Origin of the sequence: Sphingomonas sp. (genome assembly GCF_039595165.1) — a bacterium.
Lineage (GTDB): Bacteria > Pseudomonadota > Alphaproteobacteria > Sphingomonadales > Sphingomonadaceae > Sphingomonas.
On sequence record NZ_JBCNMA010000035.1, the window covers coordinates 1 to 26,597 of the forward strand.

Annotated in this window: 28 protein-coding genes and 1 tRNA gene; 19 read left to right on the plus strand and 10 right to left on the minus strand. The window is 69.1% G+C overall.

The features are described from left to right. Nucleotides 1-465 (plus strand): Sir2 family NAD-dependent protein deacetylase (locus tag ABDV68_RS08485; protein ID WP_343519389.1); only part of this gene is annotated, 465 nt, incomplete at its 5' end. A 161-nt stretch (nt 466-626) separates the two neighbouring features. On the opposite strand, the gene era is transcribed toward ABDV68_RS08485, so the two are convergent. After that, nucleotides 627-1,529 (minus strand): GTPase Era, encoded by a 903-nt coding sequence (gene era, locus ABDV68_RS08490; RefSeq protein WP_343519390.1) that lies wholly within the window; start codon nt 1,527-1,529, stop codon nt 627-629. Between the two features lie 79 nt (nt 1,530-1,608). On the opposite strand from era, the gene ABDV68_RS08495 reads away from it, so the two are divergent. After that, nucleotides 1,609-2,040, plus strand: coding sequence for a nuclear transport factor 2 family protein (locus ABDV68_RS08495; RefSeq protein WP_343519391.1), 432 nt, complete (start codon nt 1,609-1,611; stop codon nt 2,038-2,040). On the opposite strand, the gene rnc is transcribed toward ABDV68_RS08495, so the two are convergent. Both rnc and lepB read right to left on the minus strand, forming a co-directional pair. Beyond that, nucleotides 2,037-2,702, minus strand: coding sequence for a ribonuclease III (rnc, locus tag ABDV68_RS08500; protein WP_343519392.1), 666 nt, complete (start codon nt 2,700-2,702; stop codon nt 2,037-2,039). The genes ABDV68_RS08495 and rnc overlap by 4 nt on opposite strands. Continuing rightward, on the minus strand, nt 2,699-3,583 hold the full coding sequence (gene lepB, locus ABDV68_RS08505) for a signal peptidase I (protein WP_343519393.1): 885 nt from the start codon (nt 3,581-3,583) through the stop codon (nt 2,699-2,701). Before lepB ends, rnc begins: the two co-directional genes overlap by 4 nt. Nucleotides 3,584-3,698: 115 nt before the next feature. Between lepB and pgi the strand changes: the two genes are divergently transcribed. Then, the gene (gene pgi / locus ABDV68_RS08510; protein ID WP_343519395.1) at nt 3,699-5,192 is read left to right on the plus strand and encodes a glucose-6-phosphate isomerase; all 1,494 of its coding nucleotides are present in this window, start codon (nt 3,699-3,701) and stop codon (nt 5,190-5,192) included. Nucleotides 5,193-5,337: 145 nt separating this feature from the next. On the opposite strand, the gene ABDV68_RS08515 is transcribed toward pgi, so the two are convergent. Beyond that, the gene (locus ABDV68_RS08515) at nt 5,338-6,201 is read right to left on the minus strand and encodes an NAD(P)H-binding protein (RefSeq protein WP_343519396.1); all 864 of its coding nucleotides are present in this window, start codon (nt 6,199-6,201) and stop codon (nt 5,338-5,340) included. Between the two features lie 109 nt (nt 6,202-6,310). On the opposite strand from ABDV68_RS08515, the gene gorA reads away from it, so the two are divergent. After that, entirely contained in the window at nt 6,311-7,657 is a 1,347-nt protein-coding gene (gene gorA / locus ABDV68_RS08520) for a glutathione-disulfide reductase (protein ID WP_343519397.1), read from the plus strand. 11 nt (nt 7,658-7,668) lie between these two features. Then, nucleotides 7,669-8,010, plus strand: coding sequence for a cupin domain-containing protein (locus ABDV68_RS08525; protein WP_343519398.1), 342 nt, complete (start codon nt 7,669-7,671; stop codon nt 8,008-8,010). Here ABDV68_RS08525 and ABDV68_RS08530 read toward each other — a convergent pair. After that, the gene (locus ABDV68_RS08530) at nt 8,007-9,350 is read right to left on the minus strand and encodes a dicarboxylate/amino acid:cation symporter (RefSeq protein WP_343519399.1); all 1,344 of its coding nucleotides are present in this window, start codon (nt 9,348-9,350) and stop codon (nt 8,007-8,009) included. The genes ABDV68_RS08525 and ABDV68_RS08530 overlap by 4 nt on opposite strands. 72 nt (nt 9,351-9,422) lie before the next feature. Between ABDV68_RS08530 and glmM the strand changes: the two genes are divergently transcribed. The 5 genes from glmM to ABDV68_RS08555 all read left to right on the plus strand — a co-directional run bounded on the left by glmM (nt 9,423) and on the right by ABDV68_RS08555 (nt 12,951). Beyond that, nucleotides 9,423-10,763 (plus strand): phosphoglucosamine mutase, encoded by a 1,341-nt coding sequence (gene glmM / locus ABDV68_RS08535; RefSeq protein ID WP_343519401.1) that lies wholly within the window; start codon nt 9,423-9,425, stop codon nt 10,761-10,763. Nucleotides 10,764-10,872: 109 nt separating this feature from the next. After that, on the plus strand, nt 10,873-11,097 hold the full coding sequence (locus ABDV68_RS08540; protein WP_343519402.1) for a DUF1272 domain-containing protein: 225 nt from the start codon (nt 10,873-10,875) through the stop codon (nt 11,095-11,097). Next, a complete protein-coding gene (thiD, locus tag ABDV68_RS08545) occupies nt 11,094-11,867 on the plus strand; it encodes a bifunctional hydroxymethylpyrimidine kinase/phosphomethylpyrimidine kinase (RefSeq protein ID WP_343519403.1) in 774 nt (257 codons plus the stop codon). Before ABDV68_RS08540 ends, thiD begins: the two co-directional genes overlap by 4 nt. 4 nt (nt 11,868-11,871) lie before the next feature. Next, nucleotides 11,872-12,504 carry a ribonuclease HII gene (locus ABDV68_RS08550; protein ID WP_343519404.1) on the plus strand — a complete coding sequence of 211 codons (633 nt, stop codon included), beginning with the start codon at nt 11,872-11,874 and terminating at the stop codon, nt 12,502-12,504. A gap of 12 nt (nt 12,505-12,516) precedes the next feature. Continuing rightward, the gene (locus ABDV68_RS08555; RefSeq protein WP_343519406.1) at nt 12,517-12,951 is read left to right on the plus strand and encodes a VOC family protein; all 435 of its coding nucleotides are present in this window, start codon (nt 12,517-12,519) and stop codon (nt 12,949-12,951) included. A gap of 223 nt (nt 12,952-13,174) precedes the next feature. Here the strand turns inward: ABDV68_RS08555 and ABDV68_RS08560 are convergent, their stop codons facing one another. Continuing rightward, nucleotides 13,175-14,770 (minus strand): isocitrate lyase, encoded by a 1,596-nt coding sequence (locus tag ABDV68_RS08560; protein WP_343519407.1) that lies wholly within the window; start codon nt 14,768-14,770, stop codon nt 13,175-13,177. 339 nt (nt 14,771-15,109) lie between these two features. On the opposite strand from ABDV68_RS08560, the gene ABDV68_RS08565 reads away from it, so the two are divergent. Then, on the plus strand, nt 15,110-16,240 hold the full coding sequence (locus ABDV68_RS08565) for a site-specific DNA-methyltransferase (RefSeq protein WP_343519408.1): 1,131 nt from the start codon (nt 15,110-15,112) through the stop codon (nt 16,238-16,240). 364 nt (nt 16,241-16,604) lie between these two features. Further along, nucleotides 16,605-17,687 carry a dihydropteroate synthase gene (folP, locus tag ABDV68_RS08570; protein ID WP_343519409.1) on the plus strand — a complete coding sequence of 361 codons (1,083 nt, stop codon included), beginning with the start codon at nt 16,605-16,607 and terminating at the stop codon, nt 17,685-17,687. A gap of 140 nt (nt 17,688-17,827) precedes the next feature. Here folP and ABDV68_RS08575 read toward each other — a convergent pair whose 3' ends face one another. Next, entirely contained in the window at nt 17,828-18,370 is a 543-nt protein-coding gene (locus tag ABDV68_RS08575; protein WP_343519411.1) for a hypothetical protein, read from the minus strand. A 48-nt stretch (nt 18,371-18,418) separates the two neighbouring features. After that, nucleotides 18,419-19,168: an SDR family NAD(P)-dependent oxidoreductase gene (locus ABDV68_RS08580; protein WP_343519413.1), complete on the minus strand. Its 750-nt coding sequence runs from the start codon at nt 19,166-19,168 to the stop codon at nt 18,419-18,421. Nucleotides 19,169-19,229: 61 nt separating this feature from the next. Here ABDV68_RS08580 and ABDV68_RS08585 point away from each other — a divergent pair, with 61 nt between their 5' ends. Beyond that, entirely contained in the window at nt 19,230-19,784 is a 555-nt protein-coding gene (locus ABDV68_RS08585) for a cytochrome b (RefSeq protein ID WP_343519415.1), read from the plus strand. A 101-nt stretch (nt 19,785-19,885) separates the two neighbouring features. Here ABDV68_RS08585 and ABDV68_RS08590 read toward each other — a convergent pair whose 3' ends face one another. Further along, nucleotides 19,886-21,313: a sigma-54 dependent transcriptional regulator gene (locus tag ABDV68_RS08590; RefSeq protein WP_343519416.1), complete on the minus strand. Its 1,428-nt coding sequence runs from the start codon at nt 21,311-21,313 to the stop codon at nt 19,886-19,888. 149 nt (nt 21,314-21,462) lie between these two features. Here ABDV68_RS08590 and ABDV68_RS08595 point away from each other — a divergent pair, with 149 nt between their 5' ends. The 6 genes from ABDV68_RS08595 to ABDV68_RS08620 all read left to right on the plus strand — a co-directional run bounded on the left by ABDV68_RS08595 (nt 21,463) and on the right by ABDV68_RS08620 (nt 26,468). Then, nucleotides 21,463-21,588, plus strand: a complete 126-nt coding sequence (locus ABDV68_RS08595; RefSeq protein ID WP_343519417.1) for an aa3-type cytochrome c oxidase subunit IV — start codon at nt 21,463-21,465, stop codon at nt 21,586-21,588. 1 nt (nt 21,589) lies between these two features. After that, on the plus strand, nt 21,590-22,711 hold the full coding sequence (locus ABDV68_RS08600; RefSeq protein WP_343519418.1) for an NAD(P) transhydrogenase subunit alpha: 1,122 nt from the start codon (nt 21,590-21,592) through the stop codon (nt 22,709-22,711). A 23-nt stretch (nt 22,712-22,734) separates the two neighbouring features. Further along, nucleotides 22,735-23,013: an NAD(P) transhydrogenase subunit alpha gene (locus tag ABDV68_RS08605; RefSeq protein ID WP_145847850.1), complete on the plus strand. Its 279-nt coding sequence runs from the start codon at nt 22,735-22,737 to the stop codon at nt 23,011-23,013. A gap of 4 nt (nt 23,014-23,017) precedes the next feature. Then, on the plus strand, nt 23,018-24,430 hold the full coding sequence (locus ABDV68_RS08610) for an NAD(P)(+) transhydrogenase (Re/Si-specific) subunit beta (RefSeq protein WP_343519420.1): 1,413 nt from the start codon (nt 23,018-23,020) through the stop codon (nt 24,428-24,430). An 84-nt stretch (nt 24,431-24,514) separates the two neighbouring features. Next, the gene (locus ABDV68_RS08615) at nt 24,515-25,411 is read left to right on the plus strand and encodes a hypothetical protein (RefSeq protein ID WP_343519422.1); all 897 of its coding nucleotides are present in this window, start codon (nt 24,515-24,517) and stop codon (nt 25,409-25,411) included. Nucleotides 25,412-25,544: 133 nt separating this feature from the next. Beyond that, on the plus strand, nt 25,545-26,468 hold the full coding sequence (locus ABDV68_RS08620; RefSeq protein ID WP_343519424.1) for a hypothetical protein: 924 nt from the start codon (nt 25,545-25,547) through the stop codon (nt 26,466-26,468). A gap of 29 nt (nt 26,469-26,497) precedes the next feature. Here the strand turns inward: ABDV68_RS08620 and ABDV68_RS08625 are convergent. Beyond that, a tRNA-Lys gene (locus ABDV68_RS08625) sits at nt 26,498-26,573 on the minus strand. Nucleotides 26,574-26,597 lie beyond the last annotated feature (24 nt).

Here is a 26,597-nt window from a genome sequence, read left to right on the forward strand (position 1 = left end):
GATGCGCAATGGCCCGGCGAATTCCTGCTCGTCACCCAGAATGTCGACGACCTGCACGAGCGCGCGGGCTCCAGGCGCCTGATCCACATGCATGGCGAGCTCAACTCGTCGCTCTGCGCCGAATGCGGCGCGCGCACGCCCTGGACGGATTCGCTCCCGCCCCGCACCCGCTGCGCGGCGTGCGGTGCACCGGCGCTGCGTCCCGACATCGTCTTCTTCGGCGAGATGCCCTACCGGATGGAAGCGATCGACGCCGCCATCGCCCGCGCCGACCTGTTCGTCTCGATCGGCACCTCGGGCGCGGTCTATCCCGCCGCCGGCTTCGTGCGCACCGCGCGCTCGTCCGGCGCCGACACGCTCGAGCTCAACCTCAACCGCTCCGAAGGCAGCGCCTGGTTCGCGGAATCCCGCCTCGGCCCGGCGGGCACGCTGGTCCCCGAATGGGTCGATTCGCTGCTGAATTGAGGCTGGGATTCCAGAATCCTCCCCCGCCAGGGGGAGGTGGCGCCGAAGGCGACGGAGGGGAAGGACAGCGATGCCTCCACCCACTTGCGAACCGCTTCCGCCCCTTCCGTCAGCCTGCGGCCGACACCTCCCCCTGGCGGGGAGGATAGGAGCCTCAGCCGTCAATCCACCCAGTCGAGCCCGATCTCGCGATAGAGGCTGCGGTCCTCTTCCCAGTCCGGCCGCACCTTGACGTGGAGATAGAGGTGCACCTTCACCCCCAGCAGCCTGATCAGCTCGGCCCGCGCGTTCGCCCCGATCTGCTTGATCCGCGCCCCGCCCTTGCCCAGCACGATCGCGCGCTGGCTCTCGCGGCCGACCAGGATCTGCTGGTAGATCTCGACCGACCCGTCCTCGCGTTCCTTGTACTGCTCGGTCTCGATCGCGGTGGCATAGGGCAGCTCGGCATGGAGCAGGTGGTAGAGCTGCTCGCGCGTGATCTCGGCCGCCAGCATGCGATCGGTCGCGTCCGACACCTGGTCCTCCGGGAAATGCCACGGCCCCGCCGGCATCTTCGCCGCCAGCGCCGCCTTCAGCTCGGCCACCCCGTCGCCGGTGGTCGCCGAGACGAAATAGGTGTCGTCGAACTCGACCAGCTCGTTGAGCGTCGCCGCGTGCCCCAGCAGCCGCGGCTTGTCGGCCACATCGACCTTGTTGAGCACCAGCAGCTTCTTCTCGCGCCGCGCCTTGAGCCCCTCGGCGACCGCGCGCACCTTGGGCCCGATGCCGCCCTTGCCGTCGACCACCAGCGCGATCAGGTCGGCGCCCTCGGACCCTTCCCACGCCGCCGCGACCATCGCCCGGTCGAGCCGCCGCGCGGGATCGAAGATGCCCGGCGTGTCGACCAGCAGCAGCTGCGCGTCGCCCTCGATCGCGATCCCCATCAGCCGCGCGCGCGTCGTCTGCGCCTTGGGACTGACGATCGCCACCTTCTGCCCGACCAGCGCGTTCACCAGCGTCGACTTGCCCGCATTGGGGGCGCCGACCACGGCGACCAGGCCGCAGCGTTGTTGTTCGATGTTCATCGCCAGCCCCTACCGGCGCGCAATCTTGACCGCAACTTCCGGAGCGCGGCGTCCGGGACGCGCCGCTAGCACGTTCGCCATGGACAACAGCACAATCGTCGCCGCGGCATGGGAAGCCTTCGCATCGCGCGATGCGGAGCGGATCGCCGCCTGCTTCACCGCGGACGCCGAATGGATCGCCCCGCCCGGCAACGCCACCGCGGTCGCGCTCGATTATCCGCACCACATGCGCGGGCCGGACGAGATCGCCCGCTTCATCGCGCACGAGTTCGGCCGGTTGTTCGTCGCCGATGTCGCGATCGACTTCCGCACCATGGCGGCGGCCGGCGATCTCGTGCTGGTCGAGGAGCGGATGCGCGCCACCCTCGTCAACGGCCGCGGCTACGAGCTGTCCTATTGCTTCGTGTTCGTGGTCGCGGACGGCCGCGTCGCGCAGGTCCGGGAGTATATGGATACGCGCAGCGGCTGGTCGCAGATGTTCGGCGACGGGCCCGGCGGCAAGCTGGTCTAGCTCACCGCCGCCAGCAACGCCGCCGCCGCCGCGGTCTCGGCTTCCTGCTTGGAGCTGCCCTCGCCCTCGGCCTCGGCGAGCTTGCCGATCCGCGCCAGCACCTTGAAGCGCGGCGCATGGCCGGGGCCGGACCGCTCCACCAGCTCATATTCGGGCGCGCGCCGGTTGTTCGCCGCCGCCCATTCCTGCAGCGCCGACTTGGGATGCTTGGGCGCCGCCGCCTGCGCGTCGATCCGGCTGTCCCACAGCCGCCGCACCAGCGCCTTGGCCGCATCGAACCCGCGCTCGCGGAAATAGGCGCCGATCAGCGCCTCCATCACGTCGCCCAGCACATTGTCGCTCGACGCCGCGCCGTCGTCGCGCGCCTGCTTGCCGAGCTTGAGGTGCGCCGCCACGCCGATCTCGCGCGCCACCTCCGCGCACACCTGCCCGGTCACCAGCGAGTTGAAGCGGCGCGACAGCTTGCCCTCGGGCTCGTCGGGAAAGCGCTCGTACAGCCATTCGGCGACCGTCAGCCCCAGCACCCGGTCGCCGAGGAACTCGAGCCGCTCGTAATTGGCCGCGCCCTGGCTGCCATGCGTCAGCGCCCGTTCGTAACCCGCCAGCGCCGCCGGAGCCTCACCCAGCACCCGCGCCAGCCAGTCGGCCAGCGCCTCGCTCAAAAACCTTCCCCGATGCGGTTCCAGCGCGCTGCGGTGAACCAGGTCCAGGGCAGCACCCAGCTCGCGCTGCCGTCGGTCGACCAGAAGCTCACCACCGCCTTGCCCTGGAGATTCTCCATCGGCACGAAGCGGATCCCGCCGCGGTTGCGGCCGTCGCTGTCGAGCATCGGGATGAAGCGGCTGTCGGCCGAATCGTCGCGGTTGTCGCCCATCAGGAACACATGGCCGGCGGGCACGGTGAACAGCTCGGTATCGTCGGCGGCGGGGTTCGGGCCCTCGTCGAGCACTTCGTAGCTCTTGCCGTTGGGCAGCGTCTCGCGGAAGCGCGGAATGCGGCACAATTGCGTGCCGTTCGGCCCCGACTCGACGAAATCGGGCGCGCAGCCGCCGCCGGTGCCCGGCCCCTCGATCGGGAAATTGGGCGTGATCGGCAGCACGAAATCGGCGATTCGCTGCTTGGGGATCGGCTGGCCGTTGAGGATCAGCTGGCCGCCGCGCATCTGCACCGTGTCGCCGGGCAGGCCGATCACGCGCTTGATCCAGTCGGTATCGGCCTCGGGCGGCGCCTTGAACACCACAACGTCGCCGCGCGTCGGATCCTCGGCGAAGATGCGGCCGGGGATCAGCGGCAGGCTCCACGGCAGCGAGTGCTTGGAATAGCCGTAATTCCATTTGGTGATGAACAGATAGTCGCCGACCAGCAGCCGCGGCAGCATCGATCCCGAGGGGATGCTGAACGGCGCGAAGATGAAGCTGCGCACCACGAACACCAGGATCGCGAGCTTGATCAGGAAGCTCAGCGTGTCGCGCCATTCGGAGCGCGGCTTGGGGGCGTGGGCGGAGGCCGGGGCGGAATCGGCGGCGGTGGCGGTATCGTCCATGGATGCCTGCTCTGCGCGGGCTGTGTGGCAGCGTCAAGGCGGTGGAAGGCGCCAGCCCATCTGGCGATGCCCGAAACGGCACGCTACATGCCGCCCAAATCACAGGAGACAGGCGATGACCACCCCCGATTGGACCGCGATCGAAAGCCTGCCCCGCACCCCGCTCAAGCAGCTGTTCGCCACCGATTCGAGCCGCCTCGCGCTGCTCACCGCCGACGTCGCCGGCATCCATTTCGACTTCTCCAAGACGCATCTCGACGCCGCCGCGCTCGATGCCTTCGCCGCGCTCGCCAAGTCGGCCGGCCTCGCCGCCCGGCGCGACGCGCTGTTCGCCGGCGAGACGGTCAACGTCACCGAGGGCCGCGCCGCCGAGCACACCGCCGAACGCGGCGAGGGCGCAGAGGACAGCGTCGCCCGTGCCGCCGCCTTCCACGCCCGCATGCGCGGCCTGATCGACGCGATCGAGGCCGAGGCGCTGGGCCCCGTCGCCCATGTCCTGCACATCGGCATCGGCGGCTCGGCGCTCGGCCCCGAGCTGCTGGTCGACGCGCTCGGCCGCGACGGCGCGCGCTACGACGTCGCGATCGTCTCCAATGTCGACGGCTGCGCGCTCGAGGAGGCGATCGCAAGCTTCGATCCCCACGCCACGCTGATCGCGGTCGCGTCGAAGACCTTCACCACCACCGAGACCCTGCTCAACGCCGAGAGCGCGCTCGACTGGATGCGCGAGCATGGCGTCGAGGATCCCTATGGCCATGTCATCGCGCTCACCGCCGCGCCCGACAAGGCGATCGAATGGGGCGTCGACGAGACTCGCATCCTCCCCTTCGCCGAGAGCGTCGGCGGCCGCTATTCGCTGTGGTCGTCGATCGGCTTCCCCGCCGCGCTCGCATTGGGCTGGGACGCGTTCGAGGCGCTGCTCGACGGCGCCGCCGAGATGGACCGCCATTTCCGCCTGACCGACCTCAAGAGCAACGCCCCGGTCCTCGCCGCCTTCGCCGACCTCTATTACACGCAGGTGCGCGGCTGCGAGACGCGCGGCGTGTTCGCCTATGACGAGCGGCTGCGCCTGCTCCCGCCCTATCTCCAGCAGCTCGAGATGGAGTCGAACGGCAAGGGCGTCACCGCCGCGGGCGAGCCCGTCGGCCGCGCCACCGCGCCGATCACCTGGGGCGGGGTCGGCACCGACGCGCAGCACGCCGTGTTCCAGCTGCTCCACCAGGGCACGCACCTCGTCCCGCTCGAATTCGTCGCGGTGATCGAGCCCGGTGACAGCCAGTCGGAGGACCACCACCGCCAGCTGCTGATCAACGCCTTCGCCCAGGGCGCCGCGCTGATGGCCGGCCGCGCCAATGACGACGCCGCGCGCGCCTATCCCGGCGACCGCCCCTCGACCACGATCCTGCTCGACGAGCTCGACCCGCGCACGCTCGGCGCGCTGATCGCCTTCTACGAGCAGCGCACCTTCGTGAACGCCGCCCTGCTCGGCATCAACCCGTTCGACCAGTTCGGCGTCGAGCTGGGCAAGGAGATGGCCAAGGCGGCCGACAAGGGCGGGCAGGACTTCGACCCCTCGACCACCGATCTCATCCGCCGCGCGTTCGGCTAGATCGCTATCGATCCTCCCCCGCCAGGGGGAGGTGTCAGCGAAGCTGACGGAGGGGGCGGATGCCAGAACATTTGAGTGATGTGCTTCCGCCCCCTCCGTCGCCTTCCGCGCCACCTCCCCCTGGCGGGGGAGGATAGTCTTCGCGCTAAGCCACCTCCACTTCGCGCATCACCAGCGCGGAGATATAGTCCTCCAGCCGCACCACGCCGCGCACCGGATCGTCCGGGAAATCCGGATCGTCCACCGTCGCGCCGGTCATCCGCGCATAGCTTTCCGCCGCCGGGCTGGAGAAGCCGATCGCCTTGAACGCCGGCACCCATTGCTCGCGCGGGGTGGTCTCGACCCGCACGCTGCGGCCGAGCGCCGCGGCGAAGGCGTTGGCGACGTCCTGCGGGGTGTAGCGCCGCGGCCCCTCGACGAAGAAGATGCCGGTGCGGTCGTCGGTCATCAGCGCCGCGGCATGCTTGCCCAGGTCCGCCGGCGCGACCATCGGCAGCTCGAAATCCGGGTCGAACATGGTCCGCAGCACGCCCTCTTCGCGCACTTCCGCCAGGTTCGCCGCCCAGTTGCTGAAATAATAGGCCCCGCGATTGACCGCATAGGGGATCGGCTGCTCGGCCAGTCCGCGCTCCAGCTCCCACAGCGTGTTGAGGTCGCCGCAACGGTCGCCCGGCTGCGCGCCATAGGTCGATTCGGCCACCAGCTTCTCCAGCCCCGATCCTTCCGCAGCGGTGAGGATCGCCTCGACCGTGCGGCGCTCCTGCGCATCGGTGTCGGTGTGCGGCGCGGCGGGCGGATTGAGCAGGAAGGCGCGCGTGCCGCTGCAGAACACATCGGTTAGCGCGCGCACGTCGAGGATGTCGGCGATCGCGACCCTGGCGCCCTTGGCTTTCCACTCGCCCGCCTTGCCGCGATCGTGGCTGACGATCGTCACCGGCTGGCCTTGGGCGAGCAGCGCGCTCGCCACCGCCGAGCCGACATGGCCCGTACCCCCGAGGATGATGTGCATCGGGTCTCTCCTTACATGGATTAAACCCGCGAACCCGGCGCCCGATCCGTTGGCATCCTGGCGGCACGCGCCTATCTGCGGCTCCGGCGCGATGAGCGGGAGCAAGTGAATGGCTGACTACGACTACGACCTCTTCGTGATCGGCGCCGGATCGGGCGGGGTGCGCGCCTCGCGCGTCGCCGCGGCGCACGGCGCGAAGGTCGCGATCGCCGAGGAGTATCGCGTCGGCGGCACCTGCGTGATCCGCGGCTGCGTGCCCAAGAAGCTGCTCGTCTACGGCGCGCATTTCGCCGAGGACCTCAAGGACGCGCGCCGCTTCGGCTGGAACGTGCCCGATTGCGGCTTCGACTGGACGGTGCTGCGCGACAATGTCCTCGCCGAGGTCGACCGGCTCAACAAGGCGTACATCAGCACGCTCGACAGCCATGGCGTCGAGATCATCCACGAGCGCGCCACCGTCTCCGGCCCGAACGAGGTGACGCTGGCGAGCGGCCGCACGGTCAGCGCTGGCAGGATCCTGATCGCGGTCGGCGCGCGCCCCGCCGTCCCGCATTGCCCCGGCCACGAGCACGGCATCACCTCGAACGAGGTGTTCCACCTCGACAAGCTGCCCAGGCGCGTGCTGATCGCCGGCGCGGGCTATATCGCCAACGAGTTCGCCGGCATCTTCAACGAGTTCGGCTCGAAGGTCACGCTCATCAACCGCACCGACGTGATCCTGCGCGGCTATGACGAGCAGATCCGCGACCGCCTGCTCCAGATCAGCATGACCAAGGGCATCGACTTCCGCTTCCACGCCGAGTTCAAGGGCATCGAGAAGCAGGCCGACGGCAGCCTCCGCGTGTCGATGACCAACCATGAGGATCTCGACGTCGATTGCCTCATCTTCGCCACCGGCCGCGTGCCCAACACCGGGAATCTCGGGCTCGAGGAGGCCGGGGTCGAGCTCGACGCCAAGGGCGCGGTGGTGGTCGGCGCCGACAGCAAGTCCTCGGTCGATTCCATCTATGCGGTGGGCGACGTCACCAACCGCGTCCAGCTCACCCCCGTCGCGATCCGCGAGGGACAGGCGTTCGCCGACTCGGTGTTCGGCGGCAAGCCGACCACCGTCGACTATGGCTGCATCCCCTCGGCGGTGTTCAGCCACCCGCCGATGGCCGGGGTCGGCCTGACCGAGAGCCAGGCCAAGCAGAAATACGGCTCGGTCCGCGTCTACACCTCGGACTTCCGGGCGATGAAGAACGTGCTTGCCGGCCGCAACGAGCGCGCGCTGTACAAGATGGTGTGCACCGCCGACACCGGGAAGGTGCTCGGCCTCCACATGATCGGCCCCGACGCGCCGGAGATCCTCCAGGCGGCGGCCGTGGCGGTGAAGGCCGGGCTGACCAAGGCCGATTTCGACCAGACCGTGGCGCTTCACCCGTCGATGGCGGAAGAACTCGTCCTGATGAAATAGGGAGCCGACCGATGCCCGTCCGCGAACCGATCGACCTTGCCGCCGAAGCCGGCAGCGGCACCTACGACAATCACCCGGTCGCGGAGGTCAACGACCATGTCGTCCGCATCTCGACGATGTTCGAGCCCTTCTACTGGCACGTGCATCCCGATTCGGACGAGAGCTTCCTCTCCATCGAAGGCGGGCTGCGGATCGAGTTCGCGGACCATGTCGTCGAGCTCGCCCCCGGCCAGCTCTACACCGTCCCGCGCGGCGTGCCGCATCGCACCGCCCCGGTCGGCGCGCGCAGCGTCAACCTGACCTTCGAGCATCGCGACGCCGGCATGGTGCGGGTCGACCCGCCGGGGACCTAGCCCTCGTCCCTGAGCAGCCGGTCGGTTTCGTCCTCCAGCGTCTCTTCCTCGCCGCCGGTGCGCGCGCTCACCACGCGCGTCGCGCTGACGTCCATCGCGACGTTGCCGAGCGTGCGGAAGATGTCGGGGATCGTCTCGACCGCCACCAGCAGCCCGAGCATCGGGATCGGCACCCCCATCGCGGTCGCGATCGGCGCGATCGAGCTGACGAAGCTGATCGTGCCGGGCAGCCCGACCGCGCCCATCGTGGTGATCGCCGCCACCACCCAGCCCGCGGCGAGCTGACTCGGCCCGAGCTCGATGCCGAGCAGGTGCGCGACATAGATCGCGACCGCGAAGTTCATCGCCGGCCCGGTCCAGCGGAAGATCGCCACCGCGATCGGCAGCGCCACGCCCGAATGCGCCGCGGGCACGCCGAGCTTCTCGGTGGCCTTGAGCATGGCGGGGAGGCTCGCCAGCGACGACTGAGTCGAGAACGCCACCGCCTGCGACGGCGCCACCGCGCGGATGTAGCGCATCGGCGACACCCGCCCCGCGATCACCGCGAACGGCGCCGCGAGCAGCCACATCACCAGTCCAACCGCGCACAGGATCGCGACATAATGGAGCAGCGCGCCGAACGCCGCCGTCCCGGCGCGCGCGCCCACGACATAAGCGAGCGCGGCGACGCCGATCGGCCCCAGCCACAGCACCCAGTTGATCACCACCAGCATCGTGTTGCCGAGCGCCTCGAAGAAGCGCGTCAGCGTCTCGCGCTGCTCCTGCGGCAGCCGGGTGAGCGCGAAGGCGAACACCGTGGTGAACAGGATCAGCGGCAGGAACGCGTCGTTCGCCGCCGAGGTCACCGGGTTCGAGGGCACCATCGCGACGAGGAAGTCGATGAACGGCGGGATCGTGCCGATCTCGGGCGTCTTCTCGGCCAGCGCGCCCTGCAGCGCCTGCGCCGAGGCCGGGGCGAGCGGGAACAGGTCGAGATAGAGGATCGTCAGCGCCCCGCCGATCGCCGACGAGAACCACAGCAGCACGATGAAGGTGGCGAACGCCCGCCCCGCCAGCCGCCCCGCCCGCGCCTTCTCCGCGGTCGCCGAGATGCCGGTGATCAGCAGCGACACCACCAGCGGGATGATCGTCATCTGCAGCGCGTGCAGCCAGATCGTCCCGATCGGCGCCACCCAGTCGGCCGCGGCCAGCGCGCGCTCGGGCGCCGAGGCGGCCGCGCCCACGCCGATCACCAGCGCGGCGACCAGCGCGACGAGGATGCGCATCGGCTGCGCGCGGTTCGCCGGTCCGAGCAGGAAGGCGGCGGCGCGCGCCGGAATGTTGGTTGCGGGTTGCGACATACTCGCCCTTGAGAGTGAACGGCGCTATCACCGCGCGCCAGGGAAGGCGGCAAGGTCGCAAAGCGGACGGATATGGCAAGAAAATATTTCGGCACCGACGGGATTCGCGGCAAGACCAACATCGCGCCGATGACCGCGGCGATGGCGATGCAGGTCGGCATGGCGGCCGGCGCGCACTTCCGCCGCGGCGATCACAAGCACCGCGTGGTGATCGGCAAGGACACGCGGCTGTCGGGCTATATGCTCGAGAATGCGCTGGTCGCCGGCTTCACCAGCGTCGGCATGGACGTGGTGCTGGTCGGCCCGATGCCCACGCCCGCGGTGGCGATGCTCACCCATTCGATGCGCGCCGACATGGGCGTGATGATCTCGGCCAGCCACAACCCCTATGCCGACAACGGCATCAAGCTGTTCGGCCCCGACGGCTACAAGCTGTCCGATGCCGACGAGCTCGCGATCGAGGCGCTGATCGACGGCGAGATCCCGCTCGCCCCCTCGCCGGACATCGGCCGCGCCAAGCGCATCGAGGACGCGCGCGGCCGCTACATCCACTTCGCCAAGTCGACCTTCCCCGAGGATCTGCGGCTCGACGGGCTCAAGGTCGTGGTCGATTGCGCCAACGGCGCCGCCTATCAGGTCGCGCCCTCGGCATTGTGGGAGCTCGGCGCCGAGGTCGTCGCGATCGGCGTCAACCCCAACGGCAAGAACATCAACGACCAGGTCGGCTCGACCGCGCCGCTGACGCTGTGCGAGACCGTGGTCGCCGCGGGCGCGCAGATCGGCATCGCCCTCGACGGCGACGCCGACCGGCTGATCGTGGTCGACGAGCATGGCGAGATCGTCGACGGCGACCAGCTGATGGCGACGATCGCCGGCGGCTGGGCGCGCCAGGGCCGGCTGCGCGGCGACGGCCTCGTCGCCACCGTCATGTCCAACCTCGGCCTCGAACGCTACCTCGCCGGGCAGGGCCTCGGCCTCGTCCGCACCGCGGTCGGCGACCGCTACGTGCTCGAGAAGATGCGCGCCTCGGGCTACAATGTCGGCGGCGAGCAGTCGGGCCACATCATCCTCTCGGACTATGCCACCACCGGCGACGGCCTCGTCGCCGCGCTTCAGGTGCTCGCCGAGCTGGTCCGCGCCGGCGCCCCGGCGAGCGAGGTGCTGCACCGCTTCGACCCGCTGCCGCAATTGCTCAAGAATGTCCGCTTCGCGGGCGGCAAGCCGCTCGAGAACGACGCGGTCAGATCGGTCATCGCCGCGGCGCAGGCCGAGCTCGACGGCACCGGCCGCGTCCTCATCCGCGCCTCGGGCACCGAGCCGGTGATCCGCGTGATGGCCGAGGGCGAGGACATGAAGCAGGTCGAGGCGGTGGTCGACCGCATCTGCGAGGCGGTGCGCAAGGCGGCCGCTTAACGCCATCCCGTCACCCGAGCGAAAGCTGGGGTCTCCTGAACGGACGCGGCGCGCTTGCCGCACGAGATCCCGGCTTTCGCCGGGATGACGAAGCGGCTACCGCTTCGTCATGCTCGAGATGCGCCCCGATTGCGAACGCTGCGGCACCGACCTCCCCGCCGACCAGGGCGGCGCCTTCATCTGCTCGTTCGAATGCACCTTCTGCGCGGCCTGCGCCGATTCGCTCGACGAGGTCTGCCCCAATTGCGGCGGCGAGCTGCTCGACCGTCCGGCGCGCGTCGGCGACGCGCTCAAGCGCAATCCTGGGAGCACGCGGCGATACTTCAAGGGATGACCATCCCGCGCATCCTGATCATCGCCGGCTCCGACTCGGGCGGCGGCGCGGGCATCCAGGCGGACATCAAGACCGTCACCATGCTCGGCGGCCACGCCATGACCGCGATCACCGCGATCACCGCGCAGAACACGCTCGGCGTCACCGGCGTCCACCCGGTGCCGGTCGAGATGGTGCTGGCCCAGATCGACGCGGTGGTCAGCGACATCGGCGTCGATGCGGTGAAGATCGGCATGATCGGCTCGGCCGAGACCGCGCAGGCGGTCGCCGGGCGGCTCGAGGCGCTCGATGTGCCGATCGTGTTCGATCCGGTGATGGTCGCGACCAGCGGCTCGGTGCTCGCCGACGCCGCCACGATCGCCGCGTTCGAACGGCTGATGGACCTTGCCGCGGTCGTCACCCCCAATCTCGACGAGCTCGCGGTGCTCGGCGGGCGGAAGGCGGTGCTCGCACATGGCTGTCACCTCGCCGAGAAGGGCGGACATGCCGAAGGCCCCGATGTCCACGACCGCCTCTTCGCGCCGAACGGCGAGCTCGCCGCCGAGCTGATCGCCAGGCGGATCGAGACCGGCGACACGCACGGCACCGGCTGCACCTTCGCCAGCGCGCTCGCCACCGGCCTCGGCGCCGGGCTGCCGATCGGCGAAGCGTTCACCCGCGCGGTCCGCTTCGTGCGGATCGCCTTGATCAGCGCGCCCGGGCTCGGCAAAGGCCATGGTCCGATCGGGCACGCGCTGGGCGCCGTGCCGTTCGACGAGCTGGAGGGTTAGCGAGGTGCCCGACCTCAAATACGAACGCCGCTACAAGCGCCTCCACAAGGGGCCGGTGGCGGGCGTCGACGAGGCGGGGCGCGGGCCCCTCGCCGGGCCGGTGGTCGCCGCCGCGGTGGTGCTCGACCCGCGCTGCATCCCCGAGGGGATCGACGACTCCAAGGTCCTCACCGCCGCCAGGCGCGCCGATCTCTGCGCCCGCATCCTCGCCTGCGCGCGCGTCGGGGTCGGCATGGCGAGCGTCGAGGAGATCGACACGCTCAACATCTTCTGGGCGACGATGCTGGCGATGACGCGCGCGGTCGCCGCGCTCGAGCAGCCGCCCGCCTTCGTGCTGGTCGACGGCAATCGCTGCCCCGACTGGGAGCATCGGAGCCACGCCGTGGTCGGCGGCGACGCATTGTGCCTGTCGATCGCCGCCGCCTCGATCGTCGCCAAGCACCGGCGCGACTGCATGATGGACGAGCTCGACGCGCTCCATCCGCAATATGGCTGGCGCTCGAACAAGGGCTATTCGGCCAAGGTCCACCAGGAGGCGCTGCGCGTCCACGGCCCGACCCCGCACCACCGCCGCAGCTTCTGGCGCGTGGCGCAGGCGGAACTCGATTTCGGCCCGGCGGTTGGCGCTGCGGAATAGGAGGATGCCTCAATGGAAACCCAGCAGCTCCACCGCGGCCGCCTGATCGACCACATCCAGCTCGTCGTCCGCGACCTCGACGCCAGCCGCCGCTTCTACGACGCCGTGTTCGGCGTGCTCGGCATCCCGCTCGGCGGCGAGATGGACAGCGCCTTCTGGTATGACGAGCTGTTCGTCTCGACCGCCGACAGCGAGGCCGCGCTCGGCGAGCTCACCGGCCGCCACCATCTCGCCTTCCAGGCCGCCGACCGCGGACAAGTCGAAGCCTTCCACAAGGCAGCGCTCGCGGCTGGCGGAACCGACAACGGCGCACCGGGCGAACGGGCCTATCACCCGGGCTATTACGGCGCCTTCGTGCTCGATCCCGCCGGCAACAATATCGAGGCGGTGTACCACGGCGAGGCGAGGAAGAGCGCCGCTTCGGTCGTGGTCGAGTTCGAGGCGTAGGACGAGCCTTTATCCTCCCCCGCCAGGGGGAGGTGGCGCCGAAGGCGACGGAGGGGGAGGCCGGCGACGTCCCATAGCCTTCAGCGCACCGCTTCCGCCCCCTCCGTCAGGCTTCGCCTGCCACCTCCCCCTGGCGGGGGAGGATTGCACGGAAAAGGCCCGCCGCCACGCCGGAGCGTGACGACGGGCCTCCTTTCCTCCCCAGGAAAGTCGCTGCGGCAAGCTAAGCCGCGAACTGGTTCATCGTATTGTGCACCCCGCCCGCCTTGAGCGCGGCCTCGCCCGCGAAATACTCCTTGTGGTCGTCGCCGATGTCGCTGCCCGACATGTTCTGGTGCTTGACGCAGGCGATGCCCTGCCGGATCTCCTGCCGCTGCACGTTCCTGACATAGCCCAGCATCCCCGCCTCGCCGAAATATTCGCGGGCGAGATTGTCGGTCGACAGCGCCGCGGTGTGATAGGTCGGCAGCGTGATCAAATGGTGGAAGATGCCGGCGCGCGCCGATGCATCGCGCTGGAAGGTGCGGATCTTCTCGTCCGCCTCCGCCGCCAGCTCGGTCCCGTCATAGTCCACGCTCATCAGCTTCGCCCGGTCATAGCCCGAGACGTCGCGCCCTTCCTCGAGCCACCGGTCGAACACCTGCTGGCGGAAGTTGAGCGTCCAGTTGAAGCTCGGCGAGTTGTTGTAGACCAGCTTGGCGTCGGGGATCACTTCGCGGATGCGGTCGACCATCGCCGCGATCTGCTCGATATGCGGCTTCTCGGTCTCGATCCACAGCAGGTCGGCGCCGTGCTGCAGGCTGGTGATGCAGTCGAGCACGCAGCGGTCCGCCCCGCTCCCCTCGCGGAACTGGAACAGGTTCGACGGCAGCCGCTTGGGCCGCATCAGCTTGCCGTCGCGCTCGATGACGACGTCGCCGCGCAGCGATGCGGGATCGGTCACCGCCTCGCAGTCGAGGAACGCGTTGTACTGGTCGCCGAGATCGCCCGGTTCCTTGCTGAACGCGATCTGCTTGGTCAGCCCCGCGCCGAGCGAATCGGTGCGCGTGACGATGATGCCGTCGTCGATGCCGAGCTCGAGGAAGGCGTAGCGGCACGCGCGCACCTTCGCCAGGAAGTCCTCGTGCGGCACGGTGACCTTGCCGTCCTGGTGCCCGCACTGCTTCTCGTCGCTCACCTGGTTCTCGATCTGCAGCGCGCAGGCGCCCGCCTCGATCATCTTCTTGGCGAGCAGGTACGTCGCCTCGGCATTGCCGAAGCCCGCGTCGATATCGGCGATGATCGGCACGACATGCGTCTCGTAATTGTCGATCGCGTTCTGGATGCGCGCGGCCTCGACTTCGTTGCCGGCCTCGCGCGCGGCGTCGAGCTCGCGGAACATCATGCCGAGCTCGCGCGCGTCGGCCTGCTTCAGGAAGGTGTAGAGCTCCTCGATCAGCGCCGGGACGCTGGTCTTCTCGTGCATCGACTGGTCGGGCAGCGGCCCGAAGTCCGAGCGCAGCGCCGCGATCATCCAGCCCGAGAGGTAGAGATACTTGCCCCTGGTCGTGCCGAAATGCTTCTTGATCGCGATCAGCTTCTGCTGGCCGATGAAGCCGTGCCAGCAGCCCAGCGACTGGGTATAGGCCGCGGGATCGGCGTCGTACGCCGCCATGTCGCGGCGCATGATCCCGGCGGTGTACTTGGCGATATCGAGCCCGGTGCGGAACCGGTTCTGCAGCCGCATCCGCGCCACGGATTCGGCGTCGATCCCGTCCCAGCGGCCATTCTGCGCGGCAATGGGCGCGTTCGCCCGGGCGATCTCGTCCTGGTAAGTCATTGAGCACCTCGCTTGTTGAGGCGCATCTATTCACGTTTACACCGCTCCGGCCTGCAAATCCGCGCCATCCTGAGGTTGATCGGTTTGCGCGGCGCCGGCCAAGGCTGTGATCCTGTAAATTTATGACAATCTTCCGCCTGTCGCTTCTTGCAAAATGAGTCCTCCGCGCCACACCCCATCCCTTGGGCCTGTGGATAACTCCCGGACTCAATATCTGGTCGGGTCGCGAAATGTTCCGGCAAGTTAACGGAATTCAAAGCATTTCCGTTAACCAATGATCGCTTGACGGAGTCCGCGCTTTCGTGGCGTCTCGCGCGTTCAACGGGTTTGGAGCGGTTAATGGGGGTCATCGAAAAGGTCGCGAAGACGGAGGTACGCACCCGCAGCTGGGTCGACGTGCTGCCGCTCGATTCGATCATCCAGCAGGATTGCATCGAGGCGATGCGCGCGCTCCCCGCCGCCTCGGTCGACATGATCTTCGCCGACCCGCCCTACAACCTCCAGCTCGGCGGCGACTTGAACCGCCCCGACGGCAGCTTCGTCGACGCGGTGACCGACGACTGGGACAAGTTCGATTCGCTGTCGGCCTATGACGCCTTCACCCGCGCCTGGCTCGCCGAGGCGCGCCGTGTCCTGAAGCCCGACGGCACGATCTGGGTGATCGGCAGCTACCACAATATCTTCAAGGTCGGCTCGGCGATCCAGGACCTGGGCTTCTGGATCCTCAACGACATCATCTGGCGCAAGGCCAACCCGATGCCCAATTTCAAGGGCACGCGCTTCACCAACGCGCACGAGACGTTGATCTGGGCGTCGATGGGCGAGAAGGCCAAATACACCTTCAACTACCGCTCGATGAAGACGCTCAACGACGAGCTGCAGATGCGCTCGGACTGGGAATTCCCGATCTGCGGCGGGCAGGAGCGCTTGAAGAAGAACGGCACCAAGGTCCACCCGACCCAGAAGCCCGAGGCGTTGCTCTACCGCGTGATGCTCGCCTGCACCAAGCCGGGCGACGTCGTCCTCGATCCCTTTTTCGGCACCGGCACGACCGGCGCGGTGGCCAAGCGCCTGCGCCGTCACTGGATCGGGATCGAGCGCGAGGGCGGCTATGTCGAGGCGGCGCGGGAGCGCATCGCCGCGGCGCTGCCGCTCGACGAAAGCGCGGTCACCACGATGATGGCCCCGCGCCAGGCGCCGCGCGTCGCCTTCGGCACGCTGGTCGAGACCGGCTATCTGACCCCGGGCGCGGTGCTCTCCGACACCAGGCGCCGCTGGCGCGCGGTGGTCAAGGCCGACGGCTCGCTGCTCAGCGACTGCGGCACCGCCGGCTCGATCCACAAGGTCGGCGCGACGCTGCAGGGCGCGCCGTCGTGCAACGGCTGGACCTTCTGGCATTACGAGGCCGAGGGCGGCCTGAAGCCGATCGACGCGCTGCGCCAGACCTATCTCCTCGCGACCCAGCCGTAGGGCTATCGACATTCAAGGTCACCTCATTCCTCCCCCGGAGGGGGAGGATTTATTTCCCGCTCGGGACGCGAATGGCGAAGCGGACCTACTTGCCACCGCCCCTCGGCCGGACGGAACCGCGCGGGACGCGATTCGCCAACATCGTCCACGACATGTTCCGTACCGCGTTCCCGATACGCCTCGCTACGTTGCGCCGCGTGCCGCTCCGCCCCACACCGCCCGCCGCGCGAAAACCGCACAAATCCGCCGTAACCGGCTACGACTTTCCTACGCGAACCAATTAGGTTAAACTAGTTCTTGCTTGCGTACCCGGCTCGCGAAAGTGGAATGGGACGACGCGAATGCAGAAAGGCGAAGAATTCCGGTGCAAATCCCGACCAACGCCCGACCCTATCTCCGCCCCGTCCAGTTCGCGGACTCGCCGATCGAGCGCGATGGCGAGGTGGCGCGGCTGGCGGGCGGGCTGCTGTGGTTCTCGGCGTGGGAGCTGATCGCGGTCGAGAACGGCAAGCGCGTGATCCAGCGCACGATCCCCGTCGGCGATCTCCCCGCCGACGAACGGCTCCAGGCGATCGCCGCGCGGATCACGGCGCCGCGCCCGCCGCTCCAGCTCGGCGAGCGGGTGCTGCGCTTCGACCAGCCGCAGGTCATGGGCATCCTCAACATGACGCCCGACAGCTTCTCCGACGGCGGCAAGCACGCGGAAAACCCCGAGGCTGCGGCCGCGGCGGGCGTCGATATGGCCGCCCAGGGCGCGGCGCTGATCGATGTCGGCGGCGAATCGACCCGCCCGGGCGCGCAGCAAGTGTGGGAGGGCGACGAGATCAAGCGCGTCGTCCCGGTGATCGAACGCCTTGCGCGCAGCGGCACCCTGGTCTCGGCCGACACCCGCAAGGCCGGGGTGATGGAGGCCGCGCTCGCCGCCGGCGCGCATCTCGTCAACGACGTCTCGGCGCTGCTGTGGGACGACCGCGCGCTCGAGGTCGTGGTGCGTGCGCAATGCCCGGTGGTGCTGATGCATGCCGGCGACCCCAGGCAAGGCGCGGACGGCGGGCGCGGCTACGCCGACCCGCTGCTCGAAGTCCATGACTGGCTGGAGGCGCGGATCGCGGCGGTCGTCGCGGCGGGGGTCGATCGCAGCCGTATCCTCGCCGACCCCGGCATCGGCTTCGGCAAGTCGCTCGCCGACAATCTCGCGCTGCTCAACGGCCTGGCGCTGTTCCACGGCCTCGGCGTGCCGCTGCTGCTCGGGGCGAGCCGCAAGCGAATCGTCGGCGCGCTGTCGAACGAGGCGCCGGCGGACCAGCGGCTCGGCGGCTCGCTCGCGCTGGCGCTCAAGGGCACCGAGCTCGGCGCGCAGCTGCTGCGCGTCCACGACGTGCCGGAAACGGTGCAGGCGCTGCGGGTCTGGCGCGGCCTGCGCGACGCGGCGCTGGTCGGGCGTTAGAATAATCCTCCCCCGCCAGGGGGAGGTGGCGCCGAAGGCGACGGAGGGGGAGGAAGCGAATCGCCAATGTTCTGGCATCCGCCCCCTCCGTCAGCTGCGCTGACACCTCCCCCTGGCGGGGGAGGATCACATATCGATGCCTACCCCAGCGGGTCGGGCCGGGTACGCTGCTCGACATAAGTGCGCTGCACCGCGAACGGGCTGACCCGGGCCTCGCGGAAGCGGTCGCGGCGGCGTTCGGCCTCGGCGCCGATCTTCTCCAGGCTCTCGACCAGATCGTCGAGGTTGCGGCGGCGCTCGGCCCCGGTCGCCTCGCGGCATTCCGCCAGGCACGACGCAACCAGGTCGGGCACGCGCCGGCGCACGACATTGGCCCAGTCGACCACATCGGCGGCGAGCGGCTCGGCGTCGGCGAGCGCGAGCAGCCGTGCGCAACTGGTCCGCGCCGCGGCGATCCGGCTGACCGCCCAGTCGGCCTCGCCCGCGGCCGCCGCCCAGGCGCCCTCGAGCGGATCGGCGGGACGCGCCTGCTTGATCCGCTTGAGCTTGGCGCCCGCAAGGCGCTGGCGCAATTTGCGCGCGCCGAAGAACAGCGCGAGCCCGGCGGCGCCGACCGCGAACAGCGTGACGGCGACGAAGGCGAGAGCCGCCAGCGCGGCGATCACGAGCAGGAATCGAAGCATCGCCGGCAGTATATGGGAAGCCGTGCGGGCTTCGCCAGCGGCATCGCGCTAAAGCGTGTAGCCGCCGTCGCTGAGCAGCACCGTGCCGGTGACGAGCGCGCTGTCCTCGCTCAGCAGGAACGCGATCTGCCCCGCCACCTCCGCCGCCTTGGCGTAGCGGCCGAGCGGCGTGGCGAGCTTGGCCATCTCGGCAAAGGCGGCGTCGCGGCCGATCTGCGCGGCGCGCTCGGCGAACATCGGCACCGCGTCCCACACCGGCGTCTCGACCCCGGCCGGCGCGATCGCGTTGACGCGGATGCCCTCGGCCGCCCCTTCCTTCGCCGCGACCTTGGCGAGATGGATCAGCGCCGCCTTGGAGCAGCCATAGGCGGCGACGCCGGGCTCGGGCTTGATCCCGGCCGCGGAGGCGGTGAGCACGATGCTCCCGCCCCGGCCCCGCATCGCCCGCAGCGCCGCGCGCAGCGTCAGGAACGCGCCGTCGAGATTGACCGACAGGATGCGCCGCCATTCGGCGAAGTCGTGGCCCGCGATCGGGCTCGCGCCCGCCACCCCGGCATTGACCACGGCATGGTCGAGGCCACCCAGGTCGAGCCCGTCCCACATCCCCTCGTCCGCCACATCGCCGGCGACGCGCATGATCTCCGCGGGCAGATCCACGCGCGCCAGCGCGTCCGCATCGCGATCGACCAGCACCAGCCGCGCCGCGCCCTCCGCCGCCAGCCGCTCCGCGACTGCCTGCCCGATGCCCGATGCCGCACCGGTGATCAGCGCGCTGCGCCCTTCAAATCGTCTCGCCATGGCAGGGAACATAGGGTCGTTTCGTGCGATTGACGACCACAAGGTCGTCAGGAGAGGAGCCATGCGCGAGGCCTATGACCGTTATTCCAACCTATCCGTCCTGATCCACTGGACCGTGGTCCTGCTGGTGGTGGCGAACATCGTCATCGCCATCGCGATGGAGGACAATCGCAGCCTGTTTCCGTGGCACAAGTCGATCGGCGTCACCGTGCTGCTGCTGACGCTGATTCGCATCGGCTGGCGCATTGCGCATCCCTGGCCGCGCTTTCCCGACAGCATGCCGGCCTGGGAACGGATCTTCGCGCGCGGCACGCATATCGGCTTCTATGTGATGCTGCTCGCGGTCCCGCTGCTCGGCTGGGCGACGGTGTCGGCGGGCAAGCGCGGCACGGGCGAGATCTTCGGCTTCATCCCATGGTTCGACCTGCCCGTGCCCAAGTCGCCCGAGCTGCGCGAGACGCTCGGCAGCGTGCACGAGGGCGCGGTGTATTTCGTCCTGCTGCTGCTTTTCTTCCACGTCGCGGGGGCGCTCAAGCACCAGTTCTTCGACGAGGACGTGGTGTTCCACCGCATGCTGCCCGGCCTGCGGCAGAGCCATATGGACGACGAGATCTAGGCGCTTGTCGAGCGGCACCGGCTCGCTCCCCCGCCCGGGCACCCAGCACTAGCATCCTATGGGTGGCCGGGCGGGGGAGCGGGCCGGTGCCGCGCCACAAATTAAGCCGCGTTCTGATCGATGCCCAGCTCGCCGAGCTTGCGGTAGAGCGTCGAGCGGCCGATGCCGAGCCGCCGTGCGACCTCGGTCATCCGCCCGCGGTAATGGCCGATGGCAAGGCGGATCACGTCGGCCTCGATCTCGTCGAGCGCGCGCAGATTGCCGTCGGCGCGGAACAGCGTGATCCCCGCGCCCGATGCCGCGCCGCCATTGGCCATGCTTCCCGCCGGACGTCCGCCGGAGAGCTGGGCGATCTGCGGGAAATCGGCGCGGGTGAGCGCGTCGCCGTCGCACAGCACCGCGGCGCGGAACAGCGCGTTCTGCAGCTGCCGGACATTGCCGGGCCAGTCATAGCTGGCGAGCAGCGCGATCGCGTCGTCGGTGATGCCGAGCGGGCGCAGCCCCGGCTGCTCGGCGATCCGCGCGAGCAGATGCCGGGCGAGCGGCGCGATGTCGCCGGCGCGCTCGCGCAGCGGCGGGATCGTCACCTGCACCACGTTGAGGCGGTAATAGAGGTCCTCGCGGAAGCGGCCTTCCTCGACCTCGGTCGCCAGCGTCTTGTTGGTCGCCGCGATCACGCGCACATCGACTTCGCTGACGTGGCGCGCGCCGATCGGATGGACTTCGCCCGACTGCAGCACGCGCAGCAGCTTGACCTGCGCCTCGAGCGGCATCTCGCCGATCTCGTCGAGCAGGATGGTGCCGCCATCGGCTTCCTGGAAACGGCCGATCTTGCGTTCGAACGCGCCGGTGAAGGCGCCCTTCTCGTGCCCGAACAGCTCGGATTCGACGAGGTTGGCGGGGATCGCGCCGCAATTCACCCGCACCACCGGCTTGGCATGACGCGGGCTGGCGGCATGGATCGCCTCGGCGACCACTTCCTTGCCGACGCCGCTCTCGCCTTCGATCAGCACCGGCACGCGCGCGCGCGCCGCCTTGGCGGCGATGGCGAGCGCGGCGCGGAACTGCGGCGCCGAGCCGACGATCTCGTCGAAGGCGAGGTGCGCGCCCATCTTCTCGGTCAGCGGTCGCAGCTCGCCCGCGACCTTGGCGCCGACCGCGGTGTCGAGCGCGGCGAGCAGGCGTTCGGGCGCGAGCGGCTTGACCAGGAAATCGGTCGCCCCGGCGCGCATCGCGCTGACCGCGGCGGCGACCGAGCCGTTGGCGGTGAGCAGCAGGATCGGCAGCATCGGGCGATTGGCGCGCAGCTCGGCGATCAGGCTCGCCGCATCGAAGTCGGGTGCCCAGTGATCGAGCACGATCGCGTCCAGCGCCATGCCGTCGGGCGTGCCCAGCGTCGCCAGCGCGGTCTCGCCGTCGCCGGCGAAGATCGTACGCCAGCCGCGGCGCGCGGCGATGGCGGCCGCCAGCCGCCGCTGCGCCGGTTCGTCGTCGATCAGCATCAGGAGGCGCTGGCCGTTGCGCGTCATCCTTTGTCCCCAGTGTCCCTAAATCGGTCACCCGGGATAACCCCAGTCGGTAAAGACCGGCTTAAGCGTTCAAAAGTGCGCGGGACTTGAGGGGCGGGGGCGCCGCGTCTAATGAGGCTCGCGACAACGCGTTAGAGGGGAAGCTACGCATGGCCCAGTCCGGCGACATGAAGGCACATGAAAACACCTATGGCGGCTTCATGCGGATGATGAAGATCGGCACGGCCGTCACCGTCGTCATCGCCGTGATCGTGATCTTCCTGATCGCCTCCTGAGGTGAAGATCGCGGTCCTCAAGGAAACCGCCGCCGGCGAGCGGCGCGTTTCCGCGACGCCGGAAACGGTCAAGAAATTCGTCTCGCTCGGCGCCGAAGTGGCGGTCGAGAACGGGGCGGGTGACACCGCTTCCCTGGACGATGCCGCCTTTTCCGCCGCCGGCGCGACGGTCGGACCGCGCGCCGCGGTGCTCGCGAACGCCGACATCGTGCTCGGCGTGGCCGGGCCGGACCCGGCGAGCCTGACGGGAATCAAGCCCGGCGCGTGGCTGGCCGCGGGCCTCAATCCGTTCGGCGAGCGCGCGCGCGTCGACGCCTATGCCGCGCTCGGGATCGAGGCGCTGGCGATGGAGTTCATGCCGCGCATCACCCGCGCCCAGTCGATGGACATCCTGTCCTCGCAGTCGAACCTGTCGGGCTACAAGGCGGTGCTCGACGCGGCGGGCGAATATGGCCGCGCCTTCCCGATGATGATGACCGCCGCCGGCACCGTCTCGGCCGCCAAGGTGTTCGTGATGGGCGTCGGCGTCGCCGGCCTTCAGGCGATCGCCACCGCCCGCCGCCTCGGCGCTCAGGTCTCGGCGACCGACGTGCGCTCGGCGACCAAGGAGCAGATCCTGTCGCTCGGCGCCAAGCCGATCTTCGTCGAGAAGGTCGCGGGGATCGAGGGCGAGGGCTCGGGCGGCTATGCCACCGAGATGAGCGACGAGTACAAGGCGGCGCAGGCCGAACTGGTCTCCTCGCACATCGCCAAGCAGGACATCGTCATCACCACCGCGCTGATTCCTGGGCGCCCCGCGCCGCGCCTGATCAGCGATGCGCAGATCGCATCGATGCGGCCGGGCAGCGTCATCGTCGACCTCGCGGTCGAGAGCGGCGGCAATGTCGAGGGCGCGGTCGCGGGCGAAATCGTCGAGAAGCATGGCGTCAAGATCGTCGGGCACAGGAACGTGCCCTCGCGCCTCGCTTCCGACGCTTCGGCGCTGTTCGCGCGTAACCTCTACAACTTCCTCTCCGCCTTCTGGGACAAGGACGCCGGCAAGCCGGTGCTCGACGCGGAGATCGGCGACGCGATCCGGCTTACCAGGGATGGCAAGGTAGTGAATGAGCGTCTGCTCGCCTGATTCTCGCGCAAGGGGGCGCTGACATGGACTTCATCTCGATCCTGTCGATCTTCGTGCTGGCGTGCTTCGTCGGCTATTATGTCGTGTGGTCGGTCACGCCGGCGCTGCACACCCCGCTGATGGCGGTCACCAACGCCATCTCCTCGGTGATCATCGTCGGCGCGCTGATCGCATCCGCCGCGGCGGGCAGCCCGACCGCCAAATGGCTCGGCCTCGTCGCGGTCGCGCTCGCCAGCGTGAACATCTTCGGCGGCTTCGCCGTCACCGAGCGCATGCTCGCCATGTACAAGAAGAAGGGCTGAGCCGATGCACGAGGCTGCTCCCGTCAACCCCTGGGTTGCGCTCGCCTATCTGATCGCGGGCGTCTGCTTCATCATCGCGCTGCGCGGGCTTTCGTCGCCGGCGACCAGCCGCCGCGGCAACCGCTTCGGCATGGCCGGCATGCTGATCGCCGTTGTCACGACGCTGGTCACGCACGAGGTCGCCTCCCTGCCCGAGATCGTCGGCGCGATCGCCGTCGGCGGCATCATCGGCTGGGTCACCGCGCGCAAGATCGCGATGACCGACATGCCGCAGCTCGTTGCGGCGTTCCACAGCCTGGTCGGCCTGGCGGCGGTGCTGGTGGCGGCGGCCGCCTTCCTCAATCCCGAGGCGTTCCATATCGCCGACGCGTCGGGACAGATTTTCGCGGTCAGCCGGATCGAGATGGGCCTCGGCATCGCGATCGGCGCGATCACCTTCTCGGGATCGGTCATCGCCTTCGCCAAGTTGAACGGCAACATGTCGGGCAAGCCGATCATGCTGCCCGCGCGCCACGTGATCAATCTCGGCACGCTCGCCGCGATCCTCGGCCTGATCGGCTATTTCGTGACTGACCAGAGCCTGTGGGTGTTCTGGACCATCACCGCGCTCTCGTTCCTGATCGGCTTCCTGCTGATCATCCCGATCGGCGGCGCCGACATGCCGGTCGTGGTGTCGATGCTCAACAGCTATTCGGGTTGGGCGGCCGCCGCGATGGGCTTCACGCTCGGCAACACCGCGATGATCATCACCGGCGCGCTGGTCGGCAGCTCGGGCGCGATCCTCTCCTACATCATGTGCCGCGCGATGAACCGCAGCTTCATCAGCGTGATCGCGGGCGGCTTCGGCGGCGACAGCGGCGGCGGCGCGGCGGCTGCCGCGATCGACCGGCCGTGGAAGCGCGGCTCGGCCGAGGACGCGGCGTTCCTGATGCAGCAGGCCGAGCAGGTCATCATCGTGCCCGGCTACGGCATGGCGGTCGCCCAGGCGCAGCACGTGCTGCGCGAGATGGCCGACAAGCTCAAGGAGCATGGCGTGCGCGTCAAATACGCGATCCACCCGGTCGCGGGCCGCATGCCGGGGCACATGAACGTGCTGCTGGCCGAGGCGAACGTGCCCTATGACGAGGTGTTCGAGCTCGAGGACATCAACTCCGAGTTCAGCCAGACCGACGTCGCCTTCATCATCGGCGCCAACGACGTGGTGAACCCGGCGGCCAAGACCGACAAGTCCTCGCCGATCTACGGCATGCCCGTGTTCGACGTGAACAAGGCCAAGACCGTGCTGTTCATCAAGCGCTCGATGGGCGGCGTCGGCTATGCGGGGGTGGACAACGACGTCTTCTACCAGGACAACACGATGATGCTGCTGGCCGACGCCAAGAAGATGGTCGAGGAGATCGTCAAATCGCTGGATTGATCCGGGGGATCAATCCTTTGACGATCTGGCAAGTCGCTCGACTGATTCGGCGGGACTGGCCAGCCAGATAGGGGGGGCTGGGCGATGATCAGTGTCGGACGGGTTCTGGAAGGCGCATTCGGCGTGTTCCGCGAGCATTTCACCGCAGTGGCGATCTGGGCGGGCATCTACCTCGCCGGCAATATCGCGATCCTGCTGGCGATGGCGCCGATGATGGCGAGCGCGCTGGATCCGGCGACGAGCGCGGATCCGGGTGCGATGATGTCGGCGATGGCGCCGGTCTGGCTGCTCAACCTCATCCTCGCCCTCGTCGGCGTGGTGCTCTACACCGCCGCGATGCGCGCGGTGCTGCGCCCCAATGCGGGCGGGATCGCCTTCCTGCGCGTGGGCATGGACGAGCTGCGCATGATCGTTCTCTGCATCCTGTTCTTCATCGTCAGCATGGTCCTGCTCTTCGGCGCGAGCCTGGTGCTCGGCCTGCTCGGCGCAGGCGTCGCGATGGGCAGCCAGTCGCCGGCCCTGACCGTCCTCTTTTCCTTCCTGATCGGGCTCATCGTGTTCGGTCTGGCGGTGTATTTCATCATCCGCTTCTCGCTCGCCTTCCCGCTCACGCTGCATCGCGGCCAGTTCGTGATCGGCGAGGCCTGGCGGTTGAGTCGCGGCCATTTCTGGACGTTGTTCGGCGCCGCGCTGGTGGTGGTCGTGATCGGCTTCATCCTGACCATGGTGGTGAGCGTGTTCGCGATGGGCAGCTATTTCGCCGACATCATGTCGGCGGTCGGCAATCCGGAAGCGAGCTTGCTCGCGGCCGAGCGCCAAGCCGAGCGGTTCAGCAGCTTCAGCGTCATGATGATCCTGCAATCGATCGGCAGCGCCGTGGTCGCGGCGGTGTGGGTCGCGCTGAGCGGCGGCAGCGCCGCCGCGGCCGCACGCCTGCTCGTCGAGGACGAGTTCGACGACGCCGAGGACGTGTTCGGTTGAGATGCCGCTTGCGTTCTTGATCCGTTCCGGAGATAACTCCTCCGAAACGGATTGAGAACGGAGGCACTTATGCTTACCTCCAAGCGACAAACCGGGGAAGCATCCGCATTGCATCGCAAAGCGGAGGTTTCGGATGCTTGAGACGGTCGCTCGCTCTCCCCTGGATTCGCTGGCCGGCACGCCGGGGGCATTGGTTGTCGGCACGCCGGAGCGGCTGGCATCGCTCGAGCGGCTGCTCGACGCCGCGGGTGCTCGCACGCTCGGGATGGTCACGCCGGACAAGGCCGAAGCCCGCATGGCCGAGCAGGCCAGCCTCGACCTGCTGCTCGTCGATGCCGGCGGGCTCTCGGTCCCCGCCGCCGCCGCGCTCGCGGCCTCGCTCGCAGGGCCGGTCGCAACGCGGGATTGCCGGACCGTGGTGCTGCTCGATCCCGCCGCGATCGATGCGATCGCCGGCCCGATGCTCGGCACCGGCGCCGTCCTGCTGTGCGACGCGAGCCCCGCCGAGCAGGCGGCGGCGGTCGCGCACGCACTGACGCCGCCGAGCGCGCGGCTGCACGACGCGACGCGCGAGCGCGAGGCCGAACGGCTGCGCCTGCTCAACGAGGAAGTCGCCCGGCTCGCCGAGGTGCTGAGCCAGCTCACCGCCGAGCAACCCGCCGTGCGCGACCGCACGCCCGGCTATCGCGGCGAACCGGCGTCCGAGCCCGACGCCGATCCGCGTACGGTGCGCGCGGTGATCCGGGCCCGGCGCCTGCGTGACCAGTTCTTTACGGCCGAGCTGTTCGCCGATCCGGCCTGGGACATGCTGCTCGACCTCTACGCCGCGCGGCTCGAGGGGCGGCGCGTGTCGGTGTCGAGCCTGTGCATCGCCGCGGCGGTGCCGCCGACCACCGCCTTGCGCTGGATCGGGACGATGCACGACGCCGAGCTGTTCGGCCGTGAGCCGGATCCGACCGACAAGCGCCGTGCCCACATCACGCTGACGGAGCGGGCAGCGGCGGCCATGCGCGGCTATTTCGGGGCCGCGAACCGCGCGGGGCTGGTGGCGGGCTGACGCGGGGACCGCGGCGGGCCGGCATCAAGTGGTGGGCTCGTCGGGGCTCGAACCCGAGACCTACAGATTAAAAGTCCGTTGCTCTACCAACTGAGCTACGAGCCCGCACTTGAGGGTGGGGTGCACCTA